The 22,678-nt window shown below is 61.8% G+C and carries 21 protein-coding genes and 1 pseudogene; 7 read left to right on the top strand and 15 right to left on the bottom strand.

Annotation, left to right across the window (positions count from 1 at the left end):
* Positions 1 to 2: 2 nt before the first annotated feature.
* The 5 genes from ACSQ20_RS18155 to ACSQ20_RS18135 all read right to left on the bottom strand — a co-directional run bounded on the left by ACSQ20_RS18155 (position 3) and on the right by ACSQ20_RS18135 (position 5,948).
* Entirely contained in the window at positions 3 to 341 is a 339-nt protein-coding gene (locus ACSQ20_RS18155) for a hypothetical protein (RefSeq protein ID WP_436022379.1), read from the bottom strand.
* An 83-nt stretch (positions 342 to 424) separates the two neighbouring features.
* Positions 425 to 1,318 (bottom strand): fatty acid desaturase, encoded by an 894-nt coding sequence (locus ACSQ20_RS18150; RefSeq protein WP_436022377.1) that lies wholly within the window; start codon positions 1,316 to 1,318, stop codon positions 425 to 427.
* Positions 1,319 to 1,727: 409 nt separating this feature from the next.
* Positions 1,728 to 2,414 (bottom strand): Vgb family protein, encoded by a 687-nt coding sequence (locus tag ACSQ20_RS18145; protein ID WP_436022375.1) that lies wholly within the window; start codon positions 2,412 to 2,414, stop codon positions 1,728 to 1,730.
* Positions 2,415 to 2,465: 51 nt separating this feature from the next.
* Entirely contained in the window at positions 2,466 to 3,686 is a 1,221-nt protein-coding gene (locus ACSQ20_RS18140; RefSeq protein ID WP_436022373.1) for a helix-turn-helix domain-containing protein, read from the bottom strand.
* A gap of 192 nt (positions 3,687 to 3,878) precedes the next feature.
* The gene (locus ACSQ20_RS18135) at positions 3,879 to 5,948 is read right to left on the bottom strand and encodes a hypothetical protein (protein WP_436023214.1); all 2,070 of its coding nucleotides are present in this window, start codon (positions 5,946 to 5,948) and stop codon (positions 3,879 to 3,881) included.
* Between the two features lie 557 nt (positions 5,949 to 6,505).
* Here ACSQ20_RS18135 and ACSQ20_RS18130 point away from each other — a divergent pair.
* Both ACSQ20_RS18130 and infA read left to right on the top strand, forming a co-directional pair.
* On the top strand, positions 6,506 to 6,709 hold the full coding sequence (locus ACSQ20_RS18130; RefSeq protein ID WP_436022371.1) for a cold-shock protein: 204 nt from the start codon (positions 6,506 to 6,508) through the stop codon (positions 6,707 to 6,709).
* 298 nt (positions 6,710 to 7,007) lie between these two features.
* Positions 7,008 to 7,280, top strand: coding sequence for a translation initiation factor IF-1 (gene infA / locus ACSQ20_RS18125; protein ID WP_436022369.1), 273 nt, complete (start codon positions 7,008 to 7,010; stop codon positions 7,278 to 7,280).
* Here infA and ACSQ20_RS18120 read toward each other — a convergent pair.
* The 5 genes from ACSQ20_RS18120 to ACSQ20_RS18100 all read right to left on the bottom strand — a co-directional run bounded on the left by ACSQ20_RS18120 (position 7,267) and on the right by ACSQ20_RS18100 (position 10,314).
* Positions 7,267 to 7,389, bottom strand: a complete 123-nt coding sequence (locus ACSQ20_RS18120) for a hypothetical protein (protein ID WP_436022367.1) — start codon at positions 7,387 to 7,389, stop codon at positions 7,267 to 7,269. The genes infA and ACSQ20_RS18120 overlap by 14 nt on opposite strands.
* A 17-nt stretch (positions 7,390 to 7,406) precedes the next feature.
* A complete protein-coding gene (locus ACSQ20_RS18115) occupies positions 7,407 to 8,222 on the bottom strand; it encodes an alpha/beta fold hydrolase (RefSeq protein ID WP_436022365.1) in 816 nt (271 codons plus the stop codon).
* On the bottom strand, positions 8,219 to 9,124 hold the full coding sequence (locus ACSQ20_RS18110) for a dienelactone hydrolase family protein (protein WP_436022363.1): 906 nt from the start codon (positions 9,122 to 9,124) through the stop codon (positions 8,219 to 8,221). Before ACSQ20_RS18110 ends, ACSQ20_RS18115 begins: the two co-directional genes overlap by 4 nt.
* A gap of 238 nt (positions 9,125 to 9,362) precedes the next feature.
* Positions 9,363 to 9,746 carry a hypothetical protein gene (locus ACSQ20_RS18105; RefSeq protein WP_436022361.1) on the bottom strand — a complete coding sequence of 128 codons (384 nt, stop codon included), beginning with the start codon at positions 9,744 to 9,746 and terminating at the stop codon, positions 9,363 to 9,365.
* A gap of 148 nt (positions 9,747 to 9,894) precedes the next feature.
* Positions 9,895 to 10,314 (bottom strand): polyketide cyclase, encoded by a 420-nt coding sequence (locus ACSQ20_RS18100; RefSeq protein ID WP_436022359.1) that lies wholly within the window; start codon positions 10,312 to 10,314, stop codon positions 9,895 to 9,897.
* Between the two features lie 191 nt (positions 10,315 to 10,505).
* On the opposite strand from ACSQ20_RS18100, the gene ACSQ20_RS18095 reads away from it, so the two are divergent.
* On the top strand, positions 10,506 to 10,817 hold the full coding sequence (locus tag ACSQ20_RS18095) for a putative quinol monooxygenase (protein WP_436022357.1): 312 nt from the start codon (positions 10,506 to 10,508) through the stop codon (positions 10,815 to 10,817).
* A 105-nt stretch (positions 10,818 to 10,922) separates the two neighbouring features.
* On the opposite strand, the gene ACSQ20_RS18090 is transcribed toward ACSQ20_RS18095, so the two are convergent.
* Positions 10,923 to 12,362 carry a PLP-dependent aminotransferase family protein gene (locus tag ACSQ20_RS18090; protein ID WP_436022355.1) on the bottom strand — a complete coding sequence of 480 codons (1,440 nt, stop codon included), beginning with the start codon at positions 12,360 to 12,362 and terminating at the stop codon, positions 10,923 to 10,925.
* 181 nt (positions 12,363 to 12,543) lie between these two features.
* Between ACSQ20_RS18090 and ACSQ20_RS18085 the strand changes: the two genes are divergently transcribed.
* The 4 genes from ACSQ20_RS18085 (at position 12,544) to ACSQ20_RS18070 (ending at position 17,225) form a co-directional block, all read left to right on the top strand.
* Positions 12,544 to 12,960 carry a cupin domain-containing protein gene (locus ACSQ20_RS18085; protein ID WP_436022353.1) on the top strand — a complete coding sequence of 139 codons (417 nt, stop codon included), beginning with the start codon at positions 12,544 to 12,546 and terminating at the stop codon, positions 12,958 to 12,960.
* Between the two features lie 147 nt (positions 12,961 to 13,107).
* On the top strand, positions 13,108 to 14,415 hold the full coding sequence (locus ACSQ20_RS18080) for a solute carrier family 23 protein (RefSeq protein WP_436022351.1): 1,308 nt from the start codon (positions 13,108 to 13,110) through the stop codon (positions 14,413 to 14,415).
* 241 nt (positions 14,416 to 14,656) lie between these two features.
* On the top strand, positions 14,657 to 15,934 hold the full coding sequence (locus ACSQ20_RS18075; RefSeq protein ID WP_436022349.1) for a sensor domain-containing phosphodiesterase: 1,278 nt from the start codon (positions 14,657 to 14,659) through the stop codon (positions 15,932 to 15,934).
* A gap of 100 nt (positions 15,935 to 16,034) precedes the next feature.
* On the top strand, positions 16,035 to 17,225 hold the full coding sequence (locus ACSQ20_RS18070) for a branched-chain amino acid ABC transporter substrate-binding protein (protein WP_436022347.1): 1,191 nt from the start codon (positions 16,035 to 16,037) through the stop codon (positions 17,223 to 17,225).
* Positions 17,226 to 17,260: 35 nt separating this feature from the next.
* On the opposite strand, the pseudogene ACSQ20_RS18065 reads toward ACSQ20_RS18070, so the two are convergent.
* The 4 genes and pseudogenes from ACSQ20_RS18065 to ACSQ20_RS18050 all read right to left on the bottom strand — a co-directional run bounded on the left by ACSQ20_RS18065 (position 17,261) and on the right by ACSQ20_RS18050 (position 22,581).
* Positions 17,261 to 17,552: pseudogene (locus tag ACSQ20_RS18065) on the bottom strand (type II toxin-antitoxin system RelE family toxin).
* On the bottom strand, positions 17,539 to 17,781 hold the full coding sequence (locus tag ACSQ20_RS18060; RefSeq protein WP_436022345.1) for a type II toxin-antitoxin system Phd/YefM family antitoxin: 243 nt from the start codon (positions 17,779 to 17,781) through the stop codon (positions 17,539 to 17,541). Before ACSQ20_RS18060 ends, ACSQ20_RS18065 begins: the two are co-directional and overlap by 14 nt.
* A 201-nt stretch (positions 17,782 to 17,982) precedes the next feature.
* Positions 17,983 to 21,591 carry an indolepyruvate ferredoxin oxidoreductase family protein gene (locus ACSQ20_RS18055; protein ID WP_436022343.1) on the bottom strand — a complete coding sequence of 1,203 codons (3,609 nt, stop codon included), beginning with the start codon at positions 21,589 to 21,591 and terminating at the stop codon, positions 17,983 to 17,985.
* Positions 21,592 to 21,747: 156 nt separating this feature from the next.
* The gene (locus tag ACSQ20_RS18050; RefSeq protein ID WP_436023212.1) at positions 21,748 to 22,581 is read right to left on the bottom strand and encodes an ion channel; all 834 of its coding nucleotides are present in this window, start codon (positions 22,579 to 22,581) and stop codon (positions 21,748 to 21,750) included.
* Between the last annotated feature and the right edge of the window lie 97 nt (positions 22,582 to 22,678).

Raw genomic sequence — 22,678 nt, 5'->3', positions numbered from 1 at the left:
GCTCAGATCGTAGAAAAAACAACCGCTGCAGTATCCCCCACTTGCGTGAACGTGCGAACGAAGCGATAGACCTGGGTGCCGATTTGCATTTGGTTGAGGCCGGAATGCGTTAGCTCGAGCATGTCGTCGGCGAGCGATGTCGCAATCGTTCCGGATTTCTTCAACTCGTCGGGAAGGCCCGCCGGGTCGCCAATATAGACAGTGCAAATAGCGGCCGTGTGACGCATCATCACCACGCTCATCGCGCGGTCGAGGGACAGTTCAAGATATTCCGCCAGCGTCTGCAGTGATTCCGGCGCTTGCCCGTGGCCGCCCGGTAGGTGTTCGGTCAGTTTCGCCATCTCGAGTCTCCCCGTTTTGCTCTGCTTCCACTATACGAGCTTCCGGCTCGAAGCGACATGGCTTGCAGCGCCGCGTCGACTCTTCAAAAATCATAGGTGATGAACGAAATATTCATAATGACGCCACGGTATTCATCCATGACAAGGCGTCCCTGTACCAGCGACGGACGCCCGATGTCCTGATAGATGCGCCGAACGCGATTGCGGTGGTATCCAACGAGCAGTTCGCGCAGCAAAATGCATTGTGTATTGGCGGCCAGCCCCAGCGTTTCATGGATTCGCGGCAGCTCTAGCCAATGCGCAGCCGGACGGACATGGTGCGCATTGTGATACCCATAATTGAGAAAGAACCAATTGAGCCAGGCATGCTTTCGGCTGATCAGCGACGAATACGTATTCGATTGTTCATAGTGGCGATCGAGTTTTGGTGGCGGCGTGCCAGGCGGCAAAACATCGAACGTATGGTGAAAGCAGTCGTAAACACGCAACAGGTTCAACATGCCAAGCCACGCCAGAAAAACCCACGCAATGCTCATCGGCGCGACGCGCCAGAGAACGATATAGCATCCGGTGCGTGCGAGGAAAATCAATAAGATTCTTGCGCGCAGGTGCCCGAGGTTCGGCGATATAAATGGAATGGACAAGGAGCGAATACGACTGATTACGCTGAGCACCGGAATGTACAGGTATTCCATCGTGACGAGCAGCTTCTGCAATGGCAAAGGCAGCGAAATCACCCAGCGGGTAATCGAAAATCCATCGTAGCCGACTTTGACCCGGTGATGTTTGAAGTGCTGCTGCTTCAACCCTTCATAAGGGAAATAGCATCCAGCGCTGATCAACATCATCAGGCGTCCGAGCCAATCGTTGAGCCGTGCATGACGGAAGAACGTCTGATGCATGAGTTCGTGCGTCAGCAAAGCACTATAGGTGGTCGTATGCATCAACAAAAGCATGCCGATCAACGGCACCACCATACCGAGCTGCGTTACGCAATAGAGGCCGTATACGAAACCGATCAATGCATAGCCGACGACGAGGACGTCGATCGCTATGTGCAGCGCGGCAGTTCTAATGCGAACGAACGATAAAGCGTCCGTAACATCGCGTGGCGAGCGCTCGCCGCGATGCGGTGTATTGAGGCGGGTCACGACGTTCTCCCGAAGCACTGCGGTGCAACGGCAGGATTTCACCGCGCCTTCATTGTTGTCGCTCGCAAGCGCGTGAGTGATGCACATCCGCGTAGGCGGCAGCAAGCGCTGTTCGAATAAACTACGCTGCCACCACGACAGCGTTATTTGTCTAATTAATGCTGCGAATGCGTAATGTCATTTTCATTTTTTCACCGCCGTATCTAGTTGTGCGCGCAACTAAATACCAGGGCGCCTATGTATCCGACGAAACATCCGCCGGCCGACGGCGTTCACCGGCGGCGGCATCGGCTTTCGGTCGGCGAACAGCTCGCACCTTGCCGCTGTTGCCGCCGCCGCAAAAGAATTGATCGCCGCCGTCCGACTCGAGCCCTGACACAATCGTCCCTGCCGGCATCTCGAGTCGCTCGAGCACGTCGCCGGTTTCAGGATCGATCCGCATCAGCCCGCTTTCATCGCCTTCCCATGTGCCGTGCCACAGCGCGCCGTCGACCCAGGTGACGCCGGTCACGAAGCGATTCGATTGGATCGTGCGCAAAATCGCACCCGTTTCAGGGTCGATCTGATGGATCTTCTTCTCGCGATATTGCCCGACCCAAAGCGTGCCTTCGGCCCATGCCAGACCGGAGTCCGCTCCGCCGCCCGGGGCTGGGATCGTGGCCAGTACCCGACCCGTTGCCGGATCGATCTTCTGAATGCGGTCTTCCGCGATCTGAAAGAGGTATTGCCCATCGAATGCCGTTCCGGCGTGCGCCGGCACATCGATCGACTGCAGCGTCTGGCCGCTGGCCGGGTCCAATGCATTGAGCTTGTCCCCTGCGGCAAGCCAGACTCGCTGGCCGTCGTAAGTGACACCGTGCACCTCATCGACGCCTGGAAAGGGACCATATTCGCGGATGATTTCGGCTGCTGATCGTTTCATCGTTTCATCCTGTTTACCGGTTCGTTTTTGAGACCGTTTGGCGCTTGCATCCTAATCGCTTGGTAGCGGTGCTGGGAGTAACAATGCCGTCGTGAATCCGGGGGCGGGCGAAGTCGTCCAGCGGCGCGCCCGCCCTCGGCCGAACGACTGAATCTTGCCGGCCGCCGCAAGCGAATCGAGCGCGCGCTGGGCAGTGCGCTGACTCGCGCCCAATGCCAGCGAGAGCGCCGAACTGGACCACGCTTCGCCGTCGGAAAGAAAAGCCAGCACAGCCGCATACTTCTCTTCAAGAGGACGCGCCAGCACCGCCACGGCTTGCGCATGATGCGGCACGAGCGCAAACCCTGCCTGCGTGGCGCGCACGTCGGCCAGCATTCGCAGCGCGTGGCGAAGCCGTCCGAGTTCGACGCGCAACCGTGCACGATGAGATTCGTCGGCGGTCTTCGCGCGAAAAGCGGCAGCGACGAGCTCGGCTCTCGATACGTCCGCAGGCCACGCCTCGCCAAGCGCACGCGCCAGCGTGAACAGCACCGGGCGCTTCGCCAGCGAGATGATCGTGTCAGCATAGCGCACGACGTGACGGCAAGCATCCACGATCAGCGCCTTCGACGCGAGCAGCACTTCAACCTCGTCGAGCACGAGCGGTCGCTCTTCGCCATGCGTGATCAGGCGCGCAGCGGGTGCGTCGAGGACGTGAGCGGCGCTTTCTATTTCGGCCGTCAAGGCCGGAATACCGGCGTGAAATGCGGCGCGTTCGGCGCGAGCCAGCGAAGCGCGCGCGGCTCGGGCGCGAACATGGCGTATCGCGATTCCCGTGGCGAGCAACGCGTGCGCTGCCTGCGACGCGGGCGGAAGCCGTGCGGGGTCAAGCTCGGCAAGCATGCGTTCGGCTTCGTTCAGATGTCCGACCAAAAGCAGACGCCGAATCTGGAGATACCGCGCATGGGCGGCATTGACGCTATCGCCGTGCGTTTCGAGCGTCGCACGGGCTGCCTCGAGCGTCTTCTCCGGCCAGCCGAGGTCGCGCGAGACCAGCGCGATCTCGGCCTCGGCCACCACGCACCGCGCGCGTGCGACGGCCTCCTTGGGACCAAAGGCGCGCGCGGCCCGCTTGACCAGCGCTTTGGCATGCGTGAAGTCCCCGAGCTGAGCCATGGCAATGCCTCGCAGCGCGAGCGCGGGCGCGTCGTCGCGCAAGGCGACGCGGTTCAGCGCGCCAAGGGGGTCACCCGCCGCAAGCGCACGCGCTGCGGCCGTGATCAAAGAATCCATTTGAATGGCGCCACACTTCTCGCTCCCGTCGTCGATAGCGAGCGCTAATCTAGCACGGCGCGAGGCTGGCGCGCTGTATCGCCAACCAAGCAAAATGTGAGCGCGCCGTCGCCTGCCCGGCAGAGGTAGCGCCACGCAAGCCAACGGCGGAAGCATCCGCGACGTCTAACGAAACAAGCGATGCAGCCACGCTTAATGTGTGCCGCTGAGCGCTTGCCACCAGAACCTGCCGGTGCTCAAGTGCGGGTCTTGTATCGCGAGGTACGTGGTGCTCCACAATTGCGCCGCGTTGGCTTCCGTTGCGTCGGCGCTATGCGTGCCAAATGCCTCGCTCTGATAGTGGCCGTTCACATAAGACCACGTCCACATTTCCGAAGCGCGCATGTCCGCCGCATTGGCAATGACTTGCCACACTTGCAGACGAGCGTTGCTGAGCAACGTCCTCACGTTGGCGGGCAGGTCCTGCCGGGCCAATTGCCTATCGAGCCCTGCTATCCACATCGCCTGTTGCCACGACCAGACGACGGTGCCGTGATACGCGGCGTTGGTGAAGTTCGGCCATAACGACGTGCTGGCGTAAGCGGGGTTCGCGATCAACATGCCTGCGTCGGTAATGAGGCCGGTTGGGAAAGGCTGCACGGCTGACGTGACGACTCGCTCGAGAACATCAGTCGATGGCGTGCCGAACAACAATGCAAAGCCGCCGTCGGAATTCATGACGGGAATCGGCGTGCCGGATTCGTCGAGCGAGACGGCATAGAAAGACAGCGGTGCCGTGGGCGGCGTGCCGGCCGGTACGCCCGCTTGCGCGGCATAGGCGGACACTTGCGTGGCCGCTTGCGCCGGCGTGACGTTCACCGCGAACAGCGCCGGCGCGGCCGCTTCCCACACTGATGCCTGTTGCGCGGTATCGGAAAGCGCGCTGCGTTGATCGCCGCTCAGATACGGATCGAGTAGCCCGCTCGCAAGGAAGCGGCTCGTCGCGCGTAACGCCGCGGGCACCTGTACCGCATTGACGTCGTATGGGTAGACGCCGCCGGCGAGCCCGTTCGTGCTGTCGCGCCAGTTGCCGACGATTTCGCCGGCGCGCAGATGGATCAAATTCGACGCGATGCTTTGGGCAGAGAACGGGCGCGCGGTATTGGCCACCCGCAGCAGGTTGGTCACGAAGCGGCTGCCGTTGGTTTGCCCGCTGCCGTCGGTCTGCGCGAGGTAGGCGGCCGCGCGCGCCGCGCCGCGTGAATCGTCGATCAGCCATGCCGCCATGATCGGCGAGAGCAGGTAGTCCCCGTCGATCATCTTGTAGTCGTAGCTCGGCGTAGGATCATTGGGGCGGCCGTTCCTGCGGTTATCGATCAGCGCGAATTCGCCAATGCCCTCCTCGTGCGCGACCTTGCCGTCTGCCGACAATCGCGCCAGAACGGAGCTCAGGCCGGCCTCGATCGCTGTTGGCTGCAATACCGGCATCAACATCCGTACGGAGATGAGCGTGTCGCGTCCGAAATAGGTGTCGTACTGCCATGAACCGGCGAGCAGTTTGTCCTGATAGCTGAGAAACTCGACGATATTCTGGCTTTGCGTATCGGGATTCACCGACGTGTTGAACAGATTCGCGTGCGTGATCGGCGTCATCGGGGGCTCGCCGCTGACCGCCCGAATGCGCATATGCAAGGCGCTCGCTCCGGGCGCTGCATGAAGCGTGAATGTGCCGTTAGGCCCTGCGGTGACGGTGCCGCCGTCCGTCATCGTGAGTGTCAGCGCATAGCCCGGCGCGCCGTCCACGCGCACGTGCTGCCAGTTGATGGTATTGCCGAACACGGCGCTCAGCGGTTGAATCTCCGGCGGCACCGAGTTGCCGCCGTTGTAGTCGCGCAAAAAGCGCACGGAGCTCAACAGCGCTTGATGAATCGTCAACTGCGCGGCGTCGACGGAGACCTGCCCAGAAACGCCGTAGAGGTTGCGGCCTATCGCGTCCTGGCCCACCGCCGGCGAGAGCGGTGCATCGAGGGTCCAGTTCACGGCCTGCGCGGTATCGTCGAACCACAAGCCGGTGCCGCTGTTGCCTGCGGGGAAGATCACGAGCAGCCGCGGCTTGTTCGACGAGCGCATCAACAGATGCGCCGAGACATTACCTTGCCGATAAAACGCGTTGAGCTGGCCGCCGGCGTTCATTTGAAAGGCGAGCACATCGGAACTGCCAGTGGCAGCGTTACCGCTACCACTGTCGCCGCCTGAGCAACTCGCAAGCAAGCCAGTAAGCATCGTCAGCAAGCAAATGACGCGCGCACGAAACGTTGCATTCACGGATGCCTCCATGTCTCTTGTTGGTTTTTGAATGGCGAGCCTCTGGCCGCCAATGGCGATGCCGGCGATTGTGGCCGTCACGTAGCAAGACGAATGCCTCGGCGATGTGGAAGATAGAAAAAGGAGGTGAGGCCTGCGCGGCGCGTGCGATGAGAACAACGAGCGATTGATCAGCGCGCCGCCGCCGTTATTCGTTTTGGCTGGATCGTCAGGACACCTAACTACCGTTGCGGCTGCGGGCGATGCATAAACTGCAGGCGATATGTAGCGATAACCGATTGGGTGGGCAATTGACTATCGGCTTCCATTTAGCGAGTCGGGGACCGGCAATCCCTCTCACTCGCAAAATCCCTTGACATGCCGCCCCGCACAACGTACTGTGGGCGGCGAAGTCGTCTGGAAGCTCGATTGCTCATCATTAACCGCAATCTGCGGTATTCGTTGTTCTCTTTCTCCTAGATTCTTCGTCTGTGCTCCCGGTTGGGGGCCGTCTTTACTTGTCCTCAAGGGATCTCATGCAAACTGGTACTGTCAAGTGGTTCAACGATAGCAAGGGTTTTGGTTTCATCACGCCGGACGCCGGCGGCGAGGACCTGTTCGCCCACTTCTCGGAAATTCGTGGTGAAGGCTTCAAGACGCTCGCCGAAAACCAGAAGGTAAGCTTCGAAACCAAGCGCGGTCCGAAGGGCCTGCAGGCGTCGAACATCACGCCGCTGTAAGGCACCAAGCGTTACCCGGCAACACTGAATGTCAGCGTTGCCGGTTATTATTGATGTTGTATGTGCAGTGTTGTGTCGTTGTACATCGCACCCGCATTCGTGCCAGTCGCGCACGTTTCACGCCCCGCACAGCTTTCACGTCTTTCCGACGTGCAGACATGACGTGTGTCCATGAGGCCCCGCCTCCCCGTCGGTCCTGCGCATTGAGACAGCTCGACCGCTCAAGCTCGCTCGGAGCAAGTCGTGTAGCTCTACCCTCGCGGCGGGTGCCGCCTATCGCAGTGTTTTGGAGAACGATTTGGCAAAGGAAGAATTGCTCGAATTGGATGGCGTCGTGGATGAAGTCCTGCCCGATAGCCGCTATCGTGTCACGCTCGAAAACGGCGCAGTCGTCGGCGCTTATGCGTCGGGCCGTATGCGCAAGAACCACATCCGTATTCTCGCGGGCGATCGCGTGACGCTGGAATTGTCGGTCTATGACCTGACCAAGGGCCGTATCAACTTCCGTCATAAAGACGAACGCGGCAGCGCACCGGCTCGTCCGCGCAACGGCAATTTCAACCGTCGCTGATTTCCAGCGAGGCCAGTATCCGGTGCCTCGCCTGCTTGGGCTCGAAGCCCGTGCGAACGGATTCGAGCATGCGCACGCAAAGCCGCGTCGTCAGCTCGATGTCATCCATGTCTTGATTTCGGCACGTTAAGCGCCATCGATATCGCGCGCTGATTCGGCTGTCCGATCATTCGGACTCCTAACGGGAAGCTGCGCGATCGCGTCGCTGACGAGCCGGCAAAAGATATCGGGCGCTTCGAGCATCATCATGTGGCCGGCGCCCTTTTGAACGGTATCGTAACGCGTTGCCCGCCTCACCCACTGCGGCACATTCCATCCCGACGCCGAGCGTTCGCCGGCGATGAGCCCAATCGCTATCCCTGTATCGACCACGGCACGCACCGCTTTCAGATAACGCGCGTCCCCGGTCTCGGCGACGACAGCCTGCGCCATCGCACGGATCGTCTGCGCCGATTGATGGTGAAGCGTGGCTTCGGCCCATCGGAGCCGCTCGTCGCTGACTGCGATGGCGCTTTGCGCGAGCCATGCAGCCGGGTCCGCAATCATCCGCGCGTGCGTCTCGCGCCACGCGTCCTCGCTTAGCGAGGCGATGTGCTTACACCAGAACGCATCGTCCAGCGTGAAGTTGCCCTCGACGCTGATGAGCGCGCGCACGCGCTCCGGCGCTGCTGCGGCGACGAGCATCGCCACGGCGCCGCCCACGCTATGACCGAGCAGCACGCAAGGCTCGGCGACATGCTCGCGCAAATACTGAATGATCGATGCGGCTTGGCTGGCCAGCGTAATGCGTTCGTGCGGCGGGTGCGTTTTGTGCGCCAACTGACCATAGCCGATCAGATCGGGGGTATGAACGCGCGCGATGTCGATGTGCGCCGCGGGCGCGTAAAAATGCTGGGAGCCCATCAGGCCATGGATCATCACAAGCGGAACGGTTGTTTTCATCGCGTCATCAGAGAAGAGGGGCCTTTCAAGTAGCCCGCCAAATACCGGGTCACACGTTCGATCGCGTCGTTGCGCGCCGCTTGGTTCGTGCCTGTGATCGGCACGGTGCCCGTGCGAGGATTCGCAAACTCCGGGCGCGAACGGACCGGCAAATGCGGGAAATCGAAATCATGATACGCGTCCGCGTAGACGTGCAATTCGACCGGCGCGTTGCGCTCGCGTACCGTCTGCACGAACGCATCGCATGGCGCGGCTGGCGTCCATACGTCGCGCTCGCCAGTGAGAATGAGCAGCGGCACGCTCGTGGTCCACTGCGCGCTGTGCTGAGCCGTGCTGTTGCACCAGCCCGGATAGAAAGCGACGGCCGCGCGGAAGTCGGGAAGCGCACTGGCCTCGCTGCGGGCGGGGCTCGATGAAGCGATTGCGAACAGTACCGTGCCGCCGCCGTGCGACCATCCGATTAACGCCACCCGATCGGGTTCGACGTCGGCGCGGCGTTGCAGGAACCGCAACGCGCCGTAAGCGTCGAGCGCGCGTTCGACTTGCGGGCGCACCGGGCCGCCGCGCGCGCATTCGCTGGCTTGACCGCGAGTGGTGAAGCTGTCCGCGGCAAGCACGACATAACCCTGGCTCGTCAGCCGCTGCGCCCAGTCCGCTTCGCGCGACATGACCTTTCCCGAACGCGTCAGCAATCCGCTGCATCCGTGCATGAGAACAACGGCCGGATAGCGCGCGCCCGGCGCGTCATGTTGCGGAACATAGAGGTATCCATCGAGCATCACGGGCGGGCCCGATGCGCTTCGATCGAGCGACGCAAAGGTGACCTTCTCTTGCGCCAACGACATCGAGACGGCTACGGCGCAGGCCAATGCGATAACGACGCGACAAAGGAAGATGCGCATGGTTCAAGGGCGTGGGAAGTGGTTAGGAGCCGTGCATCAAGAAAGACAAAGCACCGGCAAATGATAGAAGATCGTCAATAGTGTGACGGCATGCAACGGCGCGCGACGCGTCGGGCGTGGTTTTATATAGCAGCTCAATCATCTTTCGTTCATGCTGTTGCGTCCCGACACAACCGGTAACGTGTCGGCCGGCAGTGCCTTCATAGAATCCTCTCACCGCAACTTGATTTAGGAGTATTCACATGAAGGCGAAGCGTTGGACTCTTTTGGCAGCAACGGGTGTGACGGTGCTTGCGTCGTCGATGGTTTTCGCTGCAGGTAGCGATACGGGCGCCGGCAGCAGCCTCGGTGGGACGAGCACGATGAGCACGACGGCAGGCAGTGGCAACGGCGGCACGAGTGGGGGTACGAGCGGTGCCGCTGGCTTGAATGCCGGGACCAGCACCAGCACCGGCACGAACGGCGCTGCAACCGCTGGAACCTCTGCCGGCGCAGGCACGGGTATCAGCGCTGGCGGCGCAAACGGCCTGAGTTCGAACGCGAACGCCGGCTCCAACTCCAGCGATAGCGACAAGGGCATGGCAAATGCCGACGGCAGCACGAGCACGCAGGCATCGAGCAAGACCGATGCGCGTGCGCATACGAAGCATCATCGCGTCGCAAAGCCGGCGACCGCACCGAGCGGTTCATGATTGATTGCCGTCTTCTGCGATAGTTCGGATTCCTGACTATAAGGACTCCTAATCGGCTCGGGCGAATAAGCGCACATCTTATTTGCCCGAGCCGTGCAAAACCAGTTTCTTCAATGCATCGAGGTCGCGTCGCACCCAAGCGGTATCCGCTTTGAATTTTTCATCGGACATGTCGGGCTGCCGAAAGAGCGTGAGCGTAACCTCGGCACCCGCGTCATTTTGAATGACCCGCATCGGGACGTAGATTTCTAGTCCATTTCCATTTCCGTTTCCGACTTCGACGTGGTGATCCATGACGCCGAATGCGTTGTGATCGGTGAAGCGAATTTTCACCGTGCCATCCGGGCCTTGTGCCTCCCAGTAGCCATCGTGTGGCACGAGCGCGGAATGCGCCAGGCCCGATGCCCATCGAGGAAACACTTCGGGACGCCAGATGGCCTCGTAGACCTCGCGCCACTCGCGCGCGATCGATACCGAAACGGTTCGGACTTCGAACATATGTCATACCTCCACGAGAAAACGGCGCGCGGTGCCGCCGTCAAGTACCGCGATGGTATCAGCGCTGCACGAGCGGCGGTTCCTCTGCGCTGACCTGGGGTGCGTTCATTGGTGCACTGCGCGAGCGTCCGGCTTCGGTTGATGGCAGAATCGGTGGGCCGCCCGGTACCGATCAACAACGAGGAGTTGGAATGAGTGCCTATATCATCGCCACGATTACACCGAAGCTCGAACATTTTGCCGACGTCGAGAAAGCACTGCGTCATATGGTCGAGGTGACGCGCAAGGAGCCCGGCAACCTGCGTTATGACCTTTTTCGCGAGGAAAAGGAGGGCCGTGCCTCGGCACTGCATCTGTATGAGATTTACGTCGACAGGGCCGCTTTCGATACGCATATCGCGAGCGCGCATTTCCAGGCATTTCGCAGCCAAATCGGAGATTGGGTAGCCGAGCCGCCGCAGGTGAGAGTGCTTCAAAAGATCGATGTGGCGCCGGAACGTTAAACGTGATCGATGCGGTGTGAATGGGCGCGGCACGCGAGCGTTTGATGATTGTCGTTGGCGGCGCCTATACCCGTATCGGTAGCGATAAATGCTTCGTACTGCTAATCAACGCAGTAACTCCTTCCCCGCCAGCGCGCCGAGCTTGCGCACACCGTCTTCGATCCACGCATTCCAGCTATGAGCCGCGGAAAGTCGCAAGCAGTCGCGAAACCGCCCGCTCGCTGAAAACACTTCGCCGGGCGCAAAGCAGATGCCGTTTCTAAGCGCCGCATCGAAAAGCGCCCGCGCTTCGAGCCGCTCGGGCAACTGAACCCACAGCGCGAAGCCGCCTTCGGGGCGGCTGATTTTCGTGCCGCGCGGAAAGCTCTCCTCAACGGCTCGCGTCATGCGCATCAAGTTGTCGCGAAAGATTCGACGAATGCGGCGCAGGTGCGTGTCGTAACTGCCCGACGCGAGAAATTCCGCCAGCGCCTGCTGTACGAGCACCGCGTTGGTCAGGCTGAAAGCGAGCTTGCGCTCGAGAATGCGCGGCAAATGTCTGCCCGCTGCAAGCCATCCCACTCGATACCCCGGTGCGAGGCTTTTCGAAAACGAGCTGCAGTAAACCGTATTGGCGCCGCCGTCGAAGGCAATAAAGGGCTTCGGCCGCTCGTCGCCGAAATAGACTTCGCCGTAAACGTCGTCCTCGATGAGCGGCACGTCGTGTCGGGCGAGCACCGCAAGAACGGCGCGCTTCTGCTCATCGGGCATCGTGGACCCAAGCGGGTTATTGAAGCTCGACGAAAACACGCAGGCTGCGACTGATTCGCGCTCGAGCAGCCGCTCGATCGTGCTCGGATCGACACCCGTCAACGGGTGGGTCGGCAGCTCGAAGGCCTTGAGGCCAAGGACTTCGAGGGTATGTAGGAGTCCGAAATAAGTTGGCGATTCGATCGCCACCGCGTCGCCGCGCTCGGTCAGCGACGACAACGCGAGCGTCAGTGCTTCGGTGCATCCGCAGGTGATTGCGATGTCATCGGGCGACAGTGCATGCTTGAAGCGCGAAGCCCGCTTTGCAATCTCGCGCCGCAAGGCCGGCTCGCCGCACGGCTCGGAATAGACGTTGTATTGCTGGCCTTTCGTGCGTGCGGCACGCGCAAGCATACGGTCCAAGCGGCCCGCTTGCAGCAACGCGGTGTCGGGCACCGCGCAGCCGAGCGGAACGAGCGCCGGATTGGCCGCATGCTCGAGCAACGTCGCCATCATGCCGCCGAGCGACACGGTCGTCGCCTTCGTCGGGGGACGCGAAATGGCCGGCAGCGCCAGCGAGCTTGCGTGCGTGTGGCTGACGTAAAAGCCCGACTGCGGTTTCGCGACGAGCACGCCGCGATCCTCGAGCAGCCGATACGCCTGCAACGCACTCGACAAGCTGATGCGGTGCTGCACGCTGATCTCACGCAGCGAAGGCACGCGCGTGCCAGGCACGAGGGTGCCGTTGTCGATGAGACCGGTGATGAAATCTGCGAGTGCTTCGTAGCGGTGTTGCGGCGGTGCGTTCACGGGCATAGAGCGATGGGCGCGTCAGGAGATCACGGTGATTATCGACGCATGTCCTGCCGTTCGACAAGAAATTGTTATGGTTGAAAACGTTGTTGACTGTGACTGTTATGGTCGATCCATGCCGGCTATGATCGGTTGTCGTCGCCGTTCATTCCGACCCGCATCGACAAGACAACCGGAGCACATCATGTCCCAGCAGCATGACAGCAACGCAGCAGCAGCCGCCGCCCGCACGCGTGGGCACGACGTCGTGAATTTGCGCGAGAAGCTGACACTGATCGGCGATCAATGGAAGCCGCGCGTCGTCGCACAGATGAACGACTACCAGTTCAAGCTCGTCAAGATCCAGGGGGATTTTGTCTGGCATAGCCACGCGGATACCGATGAGGCATTCTTTGTCCTTGATGGCGAGGTGCGCATCGATCTGCGCGACGAAGCCGTCGTGCTGCGTGCGGGCGAATGCTACGTCGTGCCACGCGGCGTGGAACACAAGCCGTTCGCCGAAAACGAAGCGAGTCTGATGCTGATCGAGCCCAAAGGCGTGCGCAATACGGGCGATGGGAAGCCAAGCGAGCGGACGCAACCGAACGATGTCTGGGTTTAGATAGCGCCGGTAACCGGGTTTCATGCACTGACGTTAGAGGAAGCTTGTCAGCGCGGACGGCGCTCCGTACACTCGCGCGTGATTTCAACAACCGGGCGCCAGGCGTCAAGCGGTGCGCCTCACCCGATAAAAAGGAGCGCAACGAGCATGGCCGATTCCTATTTCCCGCGCTGGCGCTTGGCGCCCCGCGCTGTCGAGGGCAGCGTGGTGGGCCCGGACGAACGGCTTGCATGGCCGCAGACGTTCGCCATGGGCGTGCAGCACGTCGTCGCCATGTTTGGCTCGACGGTACTCGCGCCGTTGCTGATGGGCTTCGACCCGAACCTGTGCATTCTGATGTCGGGCATCGGCACGCTGATCTTCTTTGTGCTCGTGGGCGGCCGGGTGCCCAGCTACCTCGGCTCGAGCTTTTCGTTCATTGGGCTCGTCATCGCCGTGACGGCCTACAGCGGCCACGGCCCGAACCCGAATATTGGCGTGGCGTTGGGCGGCATCATCGGTTGCGGCGTCCTCTATGTGTTGATCGGCCTCGTCGTCGCCGCCATCGGCACCCGATGGATCGAAACGCTGATGCCGCCGGTCGTGACCGGCTCGATTGTCGCGGTGATCGGGCTGAACCTCGCGCCGATCGCGGTCAAAGGCGTCAGCGCATCGAATTTCGATTCGGGGATGGCGCTGCTGACGGTGCTCAGCGTCGGCGTCATCGCCGTCTTTGCGCGCGGCGTGGTGCAGCGGCTGTTGATTCTGGTCGGCTTGCTCGTCGCCTATGCGATCTACGCCGTATTGACGAACGGCCTCGGGTTTGGCAAGCCGATTGACTTCTCGATCGTCGCCAATGCCGCTTGGTTCGGCATGCCGCACTTTCGCTCGGCCGTTTTCGATGCCCATGCCGTGTTGCTGATCGCGCCCGTGGCGGTCATCCTCGTCGCGGAAAACCTGGGCCATATCAAAGCGGTGAGTGCGATGACGGGGCGTAACCTCGACCGCTTCATCGGCCGCGCTTTTATCGGCGATGGCATCGCAACCGTCGTATCGGGCTTCGCCGGCGGCACGGGCGTCACGACCTACGCCGAAAACATCGGGGTGATGGCGGTCACCAAGATCTATTCGACGATCGTTTTCGTCATGGCGGCCGTGATTGCGATAGTGCTGGGCTTTTCGCCGAAGTTCGGTGCGCTGATCGAAACGATTCCCGGCCCGGTGCTCGGCGGCGTGTCGATCGTCGTATTCGGCCTGATTGCCGTGACGGGCGCGCGCATCTGGGTGGCCAACCGCGTCGATTTCACCGATAACCGAAACTTGATTGTGGCGGCGGTCACCCTCGTGCTGGGCGCCGGCGATTTCTCTCTCAAGTTTGGCGGCTTCGCGCTCGGCGGTATCGGCACGGCCACCTTCGGCGCCATTATTCTCTACGCATTGTTGCGACGCGAAGCGGTGCCCGGTCCGGTGCTGTAAAGACGCGCGGGGTCTGCATGATTATGGCGAAAGTGCACTAAAACGGTGCGCCTGGGCCAACGGCGAAAAGCGGAGTGGCACGCTCCAGCAGCGCAAGATCAGCCCGGGGGCGCGTGCGCGGCATCGAGCACGGAGCTTGCTTAAAGGGCGGCGGCACGATCAAAAAAATGATTCCGAGGAGCCGTTGTCCCATGAACCCGTTTGCTTTTGTTGTTAGTCGAAACATCCGCCGGAGGTTGCCATGATGAGCGCGTTGCAAGACGTGGCAGCGGCGCCCCCGGCGGGGCTCGAATTCGATATGGTCTCGGGCCGGCAACGTTATGCGTTGCGGCATAAAGACCTGACATTGACGAGCGTATTCCAGCCCATTTTCAGTCTTTCGCATATGCGCGCCGTCGGTTACGAGGGCTTGCTGCGGGCTCACGATGCGTTCGACTGCGCCGTTCCGCCGCTCGATGTTTTCGGCGAGGCATCGCGGCAAGGCGAGTTGCATCACGTCGATCGGCTTGCGATGACGCTGCATCTGGAGAACTTCAAGATGCTTGGCGCCGAGCGCGAGTGGCTGTTTCTGAACGTGCACGCCGGGGCGTTGACCGATTCGTATCACGCGGCGGCATTTGCCGCGGGCCTGGCGCGGCTCGGCTTGCCGCAAAGACGCATCGTGCTCGAGATGCAGGAAGTGCGCATGTGCGACTTCGACCGCCTGGCCGACGAGGCACGTCATTTCCGCGAGCAAGGTTTTCTGATCGCGCTCGACGGCTTTGGCGCCGGTGATTCGAATCTCGAGCGAATCTGGCAACTCGATCCCGACATCGTGAAGATCGACCGCATGATGCTTTCGCACGCGGCCCACCGGACGCAGGCCGCCACCATCCTGCCGAGCTTTGTTTCGCTGCTGCACGAGGCGGGCAAGCTCGTGCTGATCCAGGGCATCGAGACCGAGCATGAAGCGCAGCTTGCGTTTGCGTGCGACGCCGATTTCGTACAGGGCTTTCACTTCGGCAGGCCCAGCGGGGGGCTGGCCGACAGCGTCTACGCGGCCGCCCGCATTGGCGAATTGGCGGAGCACCACCGGACGCAAAGCGAAGTGCGCGAGCGTCGCCTCGCGGCTCGGCTTGCGCCCTATATGCGTGCGTTTGCGCGGGCCGGCGAGCGGCTGGCTGACGGCGAAACGCTCGAAGAGGTGTGCTGGAACTTTCTATCGCTCGATCAGGCGGCACGCTGCTTTTTGCTCGATGCACAAGGGCGGCAGATGGGCCGCAATGTCGTGTTGCGCGCAGATCGACCCGGCAACGAGGCGCGCTTCATGCCGGTGGCGGATGCCCAAGGCGCAAATTGGATGCGGCGGCCCTATTTCCGCGCGGCCATTGAAGCGCCCGATCGTGTTCATGCGACCAAGCCTTATCTGTCGATCAACGAGGCGCGGCTTTGTGTGACGCTTTCGCTCACGGTGCGTATCGGCGAGCGGTTATGCGTGCTGTGCGGCGATATCGACTGGACCCAGGACGACGATCAGTGACCCGCTGACGATGTATGGGTTTTTGCCCATCAAGCTGTCAGGCGACTCGGCCGATAAATACTCGACGACGCACAATGTCAGCGCCGTCGAGGAGTGAATAATGATTGTTCTGAAAGACAGCGCGTGGCGGCGTGCAATGTGTATTTGCGCGGCCGCGAGCGTCATTGCGGCGGGGAGCGCGCCGGATATCGCATCGAGCGCGCCGGTGGCGCACGCGCCTGTCAGGATCGGCGTGCCGATTCCACTATCGGGCCCGTATGCCGAAGCGGGCCTCGATATTCTCAACGGCGCGAAACTTGCCGTGAGCGAAGTGAACCGCCGCGGCGGCGTGATGGGCGCACCGCTTGAACTCGTGGTCGAAGACGATGCCTGCGATGCCAATACCGGCGCAATTGTCGCGCTCAAGCTCGTGCGTGCTGGCGTGAGCGTAGTGGCAGGCGGCTACTGTTCGGGTGCGGCGTTGCCCGAGCTGACCGTGCTTCATCGCGCCGGCATTCCCTTTGTGCTCGATGCCTCGACGAACCCGCGTCTGACCGACATGGGTTATCCGGAAGTGTTTCGCACGATTGGGCGTGACGATCACGAAAGCTTGTTCGTAGCCGATTTCATCGCCAATTCGCTTCGCGCGAAGCGCGCGGCTGTGATCGACGACAGCACGACCTACGCGAAAACACTGGCCGAAAGTTCCGTTGCCGCGCTGAACGGGAAGGGCGTGAGCGTGGTGTTTCGGGAGGCGGTCACGCCGGGCCAGGACGACTATCAGTCGACGCTGCGCCGCGTCGCCTTGCAGCGCCCCGATGTGCTTTACTACACGGGCTACTTCCCCGAGGCGGCGCGACTCGTCAAGCAGGCGCGCTCGCTCGGCTTGGCATTCACGTTCATGGGCGGCGGAGCGACGAACGACCCGATGCTGATGAAGCTCGGGGGAATGGCCGTGGAGGGCATGATCGTCACGAGTGAGCCATTGCCGGCATTCATGCCGTCGGCGCGGCGATTTATTCAGGACTACAGAAGAGCGTACGGCAAGACACCCGGACCGTACTCCGTCTATGAATACGACGCGATCCTGGTGGCGGCGAACGCTATGCAGCATGCGAAGTCGACGAAGCCCGCCGATATTGTCTCGGCGCTCGGCCACCTTTCCGGCTATAAAGGTGCGACGGGTGAAATTAGCTTTGACCAGAAGGGCGATCGATACAATATGCGCTATATGACCATTATCGTGCGCGATGGCGCGTTCGAAACGTATAGACAGCGCGAGCGACACGTTACGTGGAGCGATTCGAGGTAGGCGGGTGTGGTGCCATTGTTGCCGCCGTGGTTGCGTTAGTGAATTCGCAAAAGCGCTGTGTGATAAACGAGATTGTGCTCACGTTTTCCGACGGCGATGACAACCACAGAAATGGTTTCGTCGACTACGCGGTAGACGAGCCGATAGCCAAACCGCGTTGAGTTTGATCTTGTAGCAATCCGGCATGGTTCGCAGTCGGGCCGATTCGATGCGGGGGTTTTCCAACCGCGCAGCCAGCTTGCGCTTGAACTGCTCGCGCGTGGTTTTATCGAGCCGGTGCCATTCCTTCAGCGCCGACGGTAAGAAACACAATTCATAGCTCGTCAAGTTTTACGCTCACCGCTTGCTCGCCGCTGCGCGCTTTGATGATTTCGGCGAGTTCCAGATCATCCAGCCGCTCGCAGATTGCCTCCCATGCGCGAGCCGGAATCAGATAAGCGACGGGCTTGTTGCGGTTCAGTATCGCGACCGGACCTTCGGCCTTTTCGATCGTTGCAGTCGGATTGATCTTTAGTTCGCTGATGCCAATCGAGGCGCGGGCGAGAATGTTTTCCATGATGGTCTCTTCGGTGTCTGCGCGAAGCGCGTTACAGACACTCTTCAATAGGCAAGTATGCGGCCCCGAACGCGCCGCGCGAATATGCCGTTTGGCCAGGTCTGGTCTGATAGGGGGCTGGCTAAGGTGCCAATTATTGGTCTGTTAATTGGTCTTGTAAATGGTCTTTTAGTGTCGACATGGGGCACTGAGCCGCAAAAACTACTTCGCCACCACCGTCACCGGAATGCCGCGTAGCGCACCCGCTGCGCTGCCCGCCTCGGCGAGCGCGCGCTGCACGTCCTGGCTCGTCGCCGCCTCGATCGACAGGCGCGCGGCGACCTCGCGTTCCCGGCGTTTGACGTCGATCAGGCTCGCCAGCTTGATGTGGCCATAGCCGCGCACGCGCGCGTGCAGCGCGGCAAGCTGCGCCACGTCCTCCGCATTCGAAGCATCGAGATGGGCAAACGCGCGCTGCATCGTCTTTTCGTAATCGTCGGCGAGCGCGCGCTCCATCCGGCGCTCCAGCGTGCGGCCAAACGGATCGAACTTCGTGCCGCGCAACCCGCGCCCCTTCGCGAGCACGCGCAGCACGGGCCACAGCCATTGCCCAAACGCCATCTTGCGCGGCACGCCGCCCGCCTTTGCTTTGGCGAGCGCGGGCGGCGCGAGGTTGAAGCGGATGCGAAAATCCTTGCCCGCGGTGCCTTCGAATTGCGCTTCGAGCGCCGCGCGAAAATCGGGTTCGCTGTAAAGCCGTGCGACTTCGTATTCGTCTTTGATCGCCAGCAGCCGATAAAACGTCGTAGCCACAGGTTCCGCAATCGCAGCGCCCGGCACGCGCGCCTGCGCCTCGCGGGCCGCATGCACGAGCGCGCGATAGCGCTCCACGTAGCGCGCACCGCCATACGCCGCCAACCGCCCCTCGCGATCGGCGATGAGCGATGCTAAGCGGTCGTTCGCCGAATGTGCCTCGCGTGCAGGCCGTGTTTGGCCCGGCGCATGCCGCTCGGCCCAAAGCGCGTCGAGCGCGGCCGGCTCGCCCGCAGCCAGCCGGCCGACCGAGAAAGCGAGCCGATTCATCGGCACGGCCACGTTGTTGAGTTCGATCGCGCGCATCAGTGCGTCGAGCGCGACGGGCACAAGGCCCAGTTGCCAAGCGAAGCCGAGCATCAGGATATTGGCGCCGACGGTGTCGCCGAGAAACCTGGCCGCGAGGCTTTGCGCGTCGCAGGTCGACATGAACTCAGCGCCCGCGGCATCGCGCATCTTGTCGAGGAGTGCCTCGGCGTGCAAGCTCGCATCGGGATTGCGCACGAACGCCGCGTTTGGAATCGGGTGCGTGTTCACGACAATGCGCGAGCGGCCGTGCCGCACCGTTTGCAGCGCCTCGGCGCTTGCGCCCACGACCATGTCGCAGGCCAGCAGCACGTCGGCCTGCTGCGTATCGATGCGCACCTGGTTCAACAATGCATCGCGTGCGGCGAAGCGCACGAACGAGAGCACGGCGCCACCCTTTTGCGCGAAGCCCATGAAATCGAGCACCGAGGCGCTCTTGCCTTCGAGATGGGCAGCCATGCTGATCAGTGCACCCACCGTCACCACGCCGGTGCCCCCGACCCCGGTGACGAGAATGTCGTAAGGCGCGGCATCGAGCGAGGTGGCGGGCAACGGCAGTGCATCGACGCGCTCGGCCATTGCCGCTTCGTCGAACGCAACGCCGGCGGTTTTTTTCAGCGTGGCGCCCTCGACAGTTACGAAGCTGGGGCAAAAGCCGTTGACGCACGAAAAGTCCTTGTTGCAAGAGGACTGATCGATGCGGCGCTTGCGCCCAAGCGGTGTTTCGACGGGCTCGACCGACAGACAGTTCGATTGCTGGCCGCAATCGCCGCAGCCTTCGCAGACGGCTTCGTTGATAAAGAGCCGCTTGTCGGGGTCGGGATAAGCGCCTTTCTTGCGGCGCCGGCGCTTTTCAGCGGCGCAGGTCTGATCGTAGATCAGCACGCTCACGCCTTGCACTTCGCGCAACAAGCGCTGCACGGCATCGAGCTCGCTGCGATGATGAAACGTCGTGCCCTTCGGAAAGAGATCGTGATGATGGTCGTACTTTTGCGGCTCGTCGGAGACCACGACAAAGCGCGAGACACCTTCGGCTTCGACCTGTCGCGCAATCTGCGGCACCGAGATGCTGCCGTCGACAGGCTGGCCGCCCGTCATCGCGACCGCATCGTTGTAGAGAATCTTGTAGGTGATGTTCGTTTTGGCGGCAACCGCTTGCCGAATCGCGAGAATGCCCGAATGAAAATAGGTGCCGTCGCCGAGATTCTGGAAGACGTGGCGCGTTGCCGTAAACATCGAGTGCGACGCCCAATCGACGCCTTCGCCGCCCATTTGAATCAGACCTGTCGTGCTGCGATCCATCCACGAGGCCATGAAATGGCAGCCGATGCCGGCCTGCGCAATCGAACCTTCGGGCACCTTCGTCGAGATGTTGTGCGGGCAGCCGGAACAGAAATACGGCGTGCGCTTGACCGCATCGGCGACGTTCGACAGGATGCTCGGCGCAACGAGGTCGACTACGCGTTCGCGACGATCGAGCGCGGGCTTGTGCCGTGCAAGCCACTGCGCGAAGACGGGCAGCACGCGCGAAGGCCGCAGCTCCCCGAGCGCCGGGACGAGCGGCGCATCATGTGCGTCGAGCTTGCCCAGCACTACCGGGCGGGCCCCCACCGGGCGATTGTAAAAGTGCTCCTTGATCTGCTGCTCGACGATCGGGCCTTTTTCTTCGATCACGAGCACTTCCGCGAGGCCATCGGCGAACGCATCGATGCGCGTCATTTCGAGCGGGAACGACAAGCCGACTTTATAGATGCGCACCCCCGCGGCGTCGAGATCGGCCACGGACAGATCGAGTCGGCGCAGCGCTTCCATCAGGTCGAGATGTGCCTTGCCGCAGGTGATGATGCCGACGTTCGCGTGTGCGCTGGCGGCGATCCATTTGTCGATGCTGTGGGTGCGGGCGAAGGCGCGCACGGCTTCCAGCTTCGCGGCGAGCCGCGTCTCAATGGCAAGGCTCGGCAAGTCTGGCCAGCGGTTATGCAGACCGTCCGTGGGCGGCGCGAAATCGACCTGCCCGTCCCAGCATGTGGCGAGTGCGTCGAGATCGACTGTCGCGCCCGATTCGACCGTCTCCGAAATCGCCTTGAAGCCCACCCATGCGCCGGAAAAGCGCGAGAGCGCGAAGCCGTAGAGGCCGAATTCGAGCATGTCGGTGATATTCGACGGATTCACGATCGGCATGTGCCACGCCATCATGGCGAAGTCGCTTTGATGCGGCATCGATGACGAGACACAGCCGTGGTCGTCGCCGGCAACCACGAGCACGCCGCCGCGCGGCGAGGCGCCGTAGGCGTTGCCGTGCTTGAGCGCATCGCCGGCCCGATCGACGCCGGGACCTTTGCCGTACCACATCGCGAACACGCCATCGACGGTACGGGCCGGGTCCGCTTCGACGCGTTGCGTGCCGAGCACGGCGGTGCCGCCGAGTTCTTCGTTGATGGCGGGCAAAAACCGCACGTCGTGGGCGTCGAGCAGTTTGCCCGCTTTCCACATTTGCTGATCGACCATGCCAAGCGGTGAGCCACGATAGCCGCTCACGAACCCGGCCGTGTTGAACCCGCGCAGACGATCGAGTTGACGCTGCATCAGCATCAGTCGCACGAGGGCCTGAGTGCCGGTCAGAAAGATGCGGCCACGGGTGGCGGTCAGATTGTCGGTGAGCCGATAGTCGGACAGTACGGGCGTGCCGTCGACCGGCAAGCGAGCGTTCATGGGGGGCCTGGCTGGTGGCGCGCCGACGCACCGGCGCAATCCCCCATTTTTGAGCGCCAATAGCAGCGTTTTTTTGCTTTCTCGCCGCTATCGGCTGATTTTCGCGCCGCTTTTTGCGCGTTTTAGCAGGCGTTCGAGCGAATTGTTCTTATGCGCTCAACGCGTCGCCGACGGCTCGTTCGCGTCGAGGGCAACGACGTCGTGAAAGTGCGTGTAGTCGATATGCCGCCTGCCTTCATCGTCATCGTGCAACAAGTCGATAAAGCGGTGCTGCCAGCGAATCTCGTCGTGCGACCAGACGTGGCGGGCTTCCATCGATTGCGTCGTCGTTTCGTCGGACCCTTCGATGTAGATCATCAGCGAGGCGCGCGAGGCGGCCAGGCTCTCGGCCGTCTCGCCGTAAAGCGGGCTCGTTTCGTTGACGACATGCATCAGATTCCAGCCGAGCAGGAAGATCGGATGGCGATCGCGCTCGAGCTTCAGATCGGTGATGCGCCAGAGAAAGTAGCCTTCCGGCGTCGATTCGTAACGCATCAACCGAAGCTTCGCGCCGGCCTCGACGATGACATTTTGGCGCGCATTGGCCGAGCGAACCATCAGCGTGCTGCGCCCGTTGAGCGGGCGTATCACGGCGTAACGCGAAAAGATGATGCGCGCGCGCGGACGCGAAAAGCGCACAAAGATCATGCCCGTTGCCAACGCGATGCTCGACATGCCCGTGAAAATTTCAAGCGTGGTGATCACGTGCGCATAGACGGTCTGCGGATGCATGTCGCCGTAGCCCACCGTCGCGAGCGTTTCGACGCTAAAGAAAAACGCGCCGAGAAAGCCCGCAGGCGACTGATTGGCAATCGGGGCGTGGCCGGCCAGATAAAGCGCGGCGAATGCTGCGTTCAGTAGTACGAAGAATGCAGCAAGCGTGGCGAAGAAGACGGGCCAGCTCGCTGTCAATGCCCGGTGATAGATATCGAGAAAATTGTAGCCAGGCATGCCGTGCGAGATGACTGTGCCCGATTGCGTGCGCACGATGCGGCCGCGGCGCCGGCGGTGGGCCCGATGCGGCTGCGCGGCGATGTCAGCAGCGGGG

The organism is Trinickia sp. LjRoot230, from assembly GCF_964253315.1.
Lineage (GTDB): Bacteria > Pseudomonadota > Gammaproteobacteria > Burkholderiales > Burkholderiaceae > Trinickia.
Note: the sequence above shows the minus strand (reverse complement) of the source record. Positions and strands in the feature narration are given on the sequence as shown.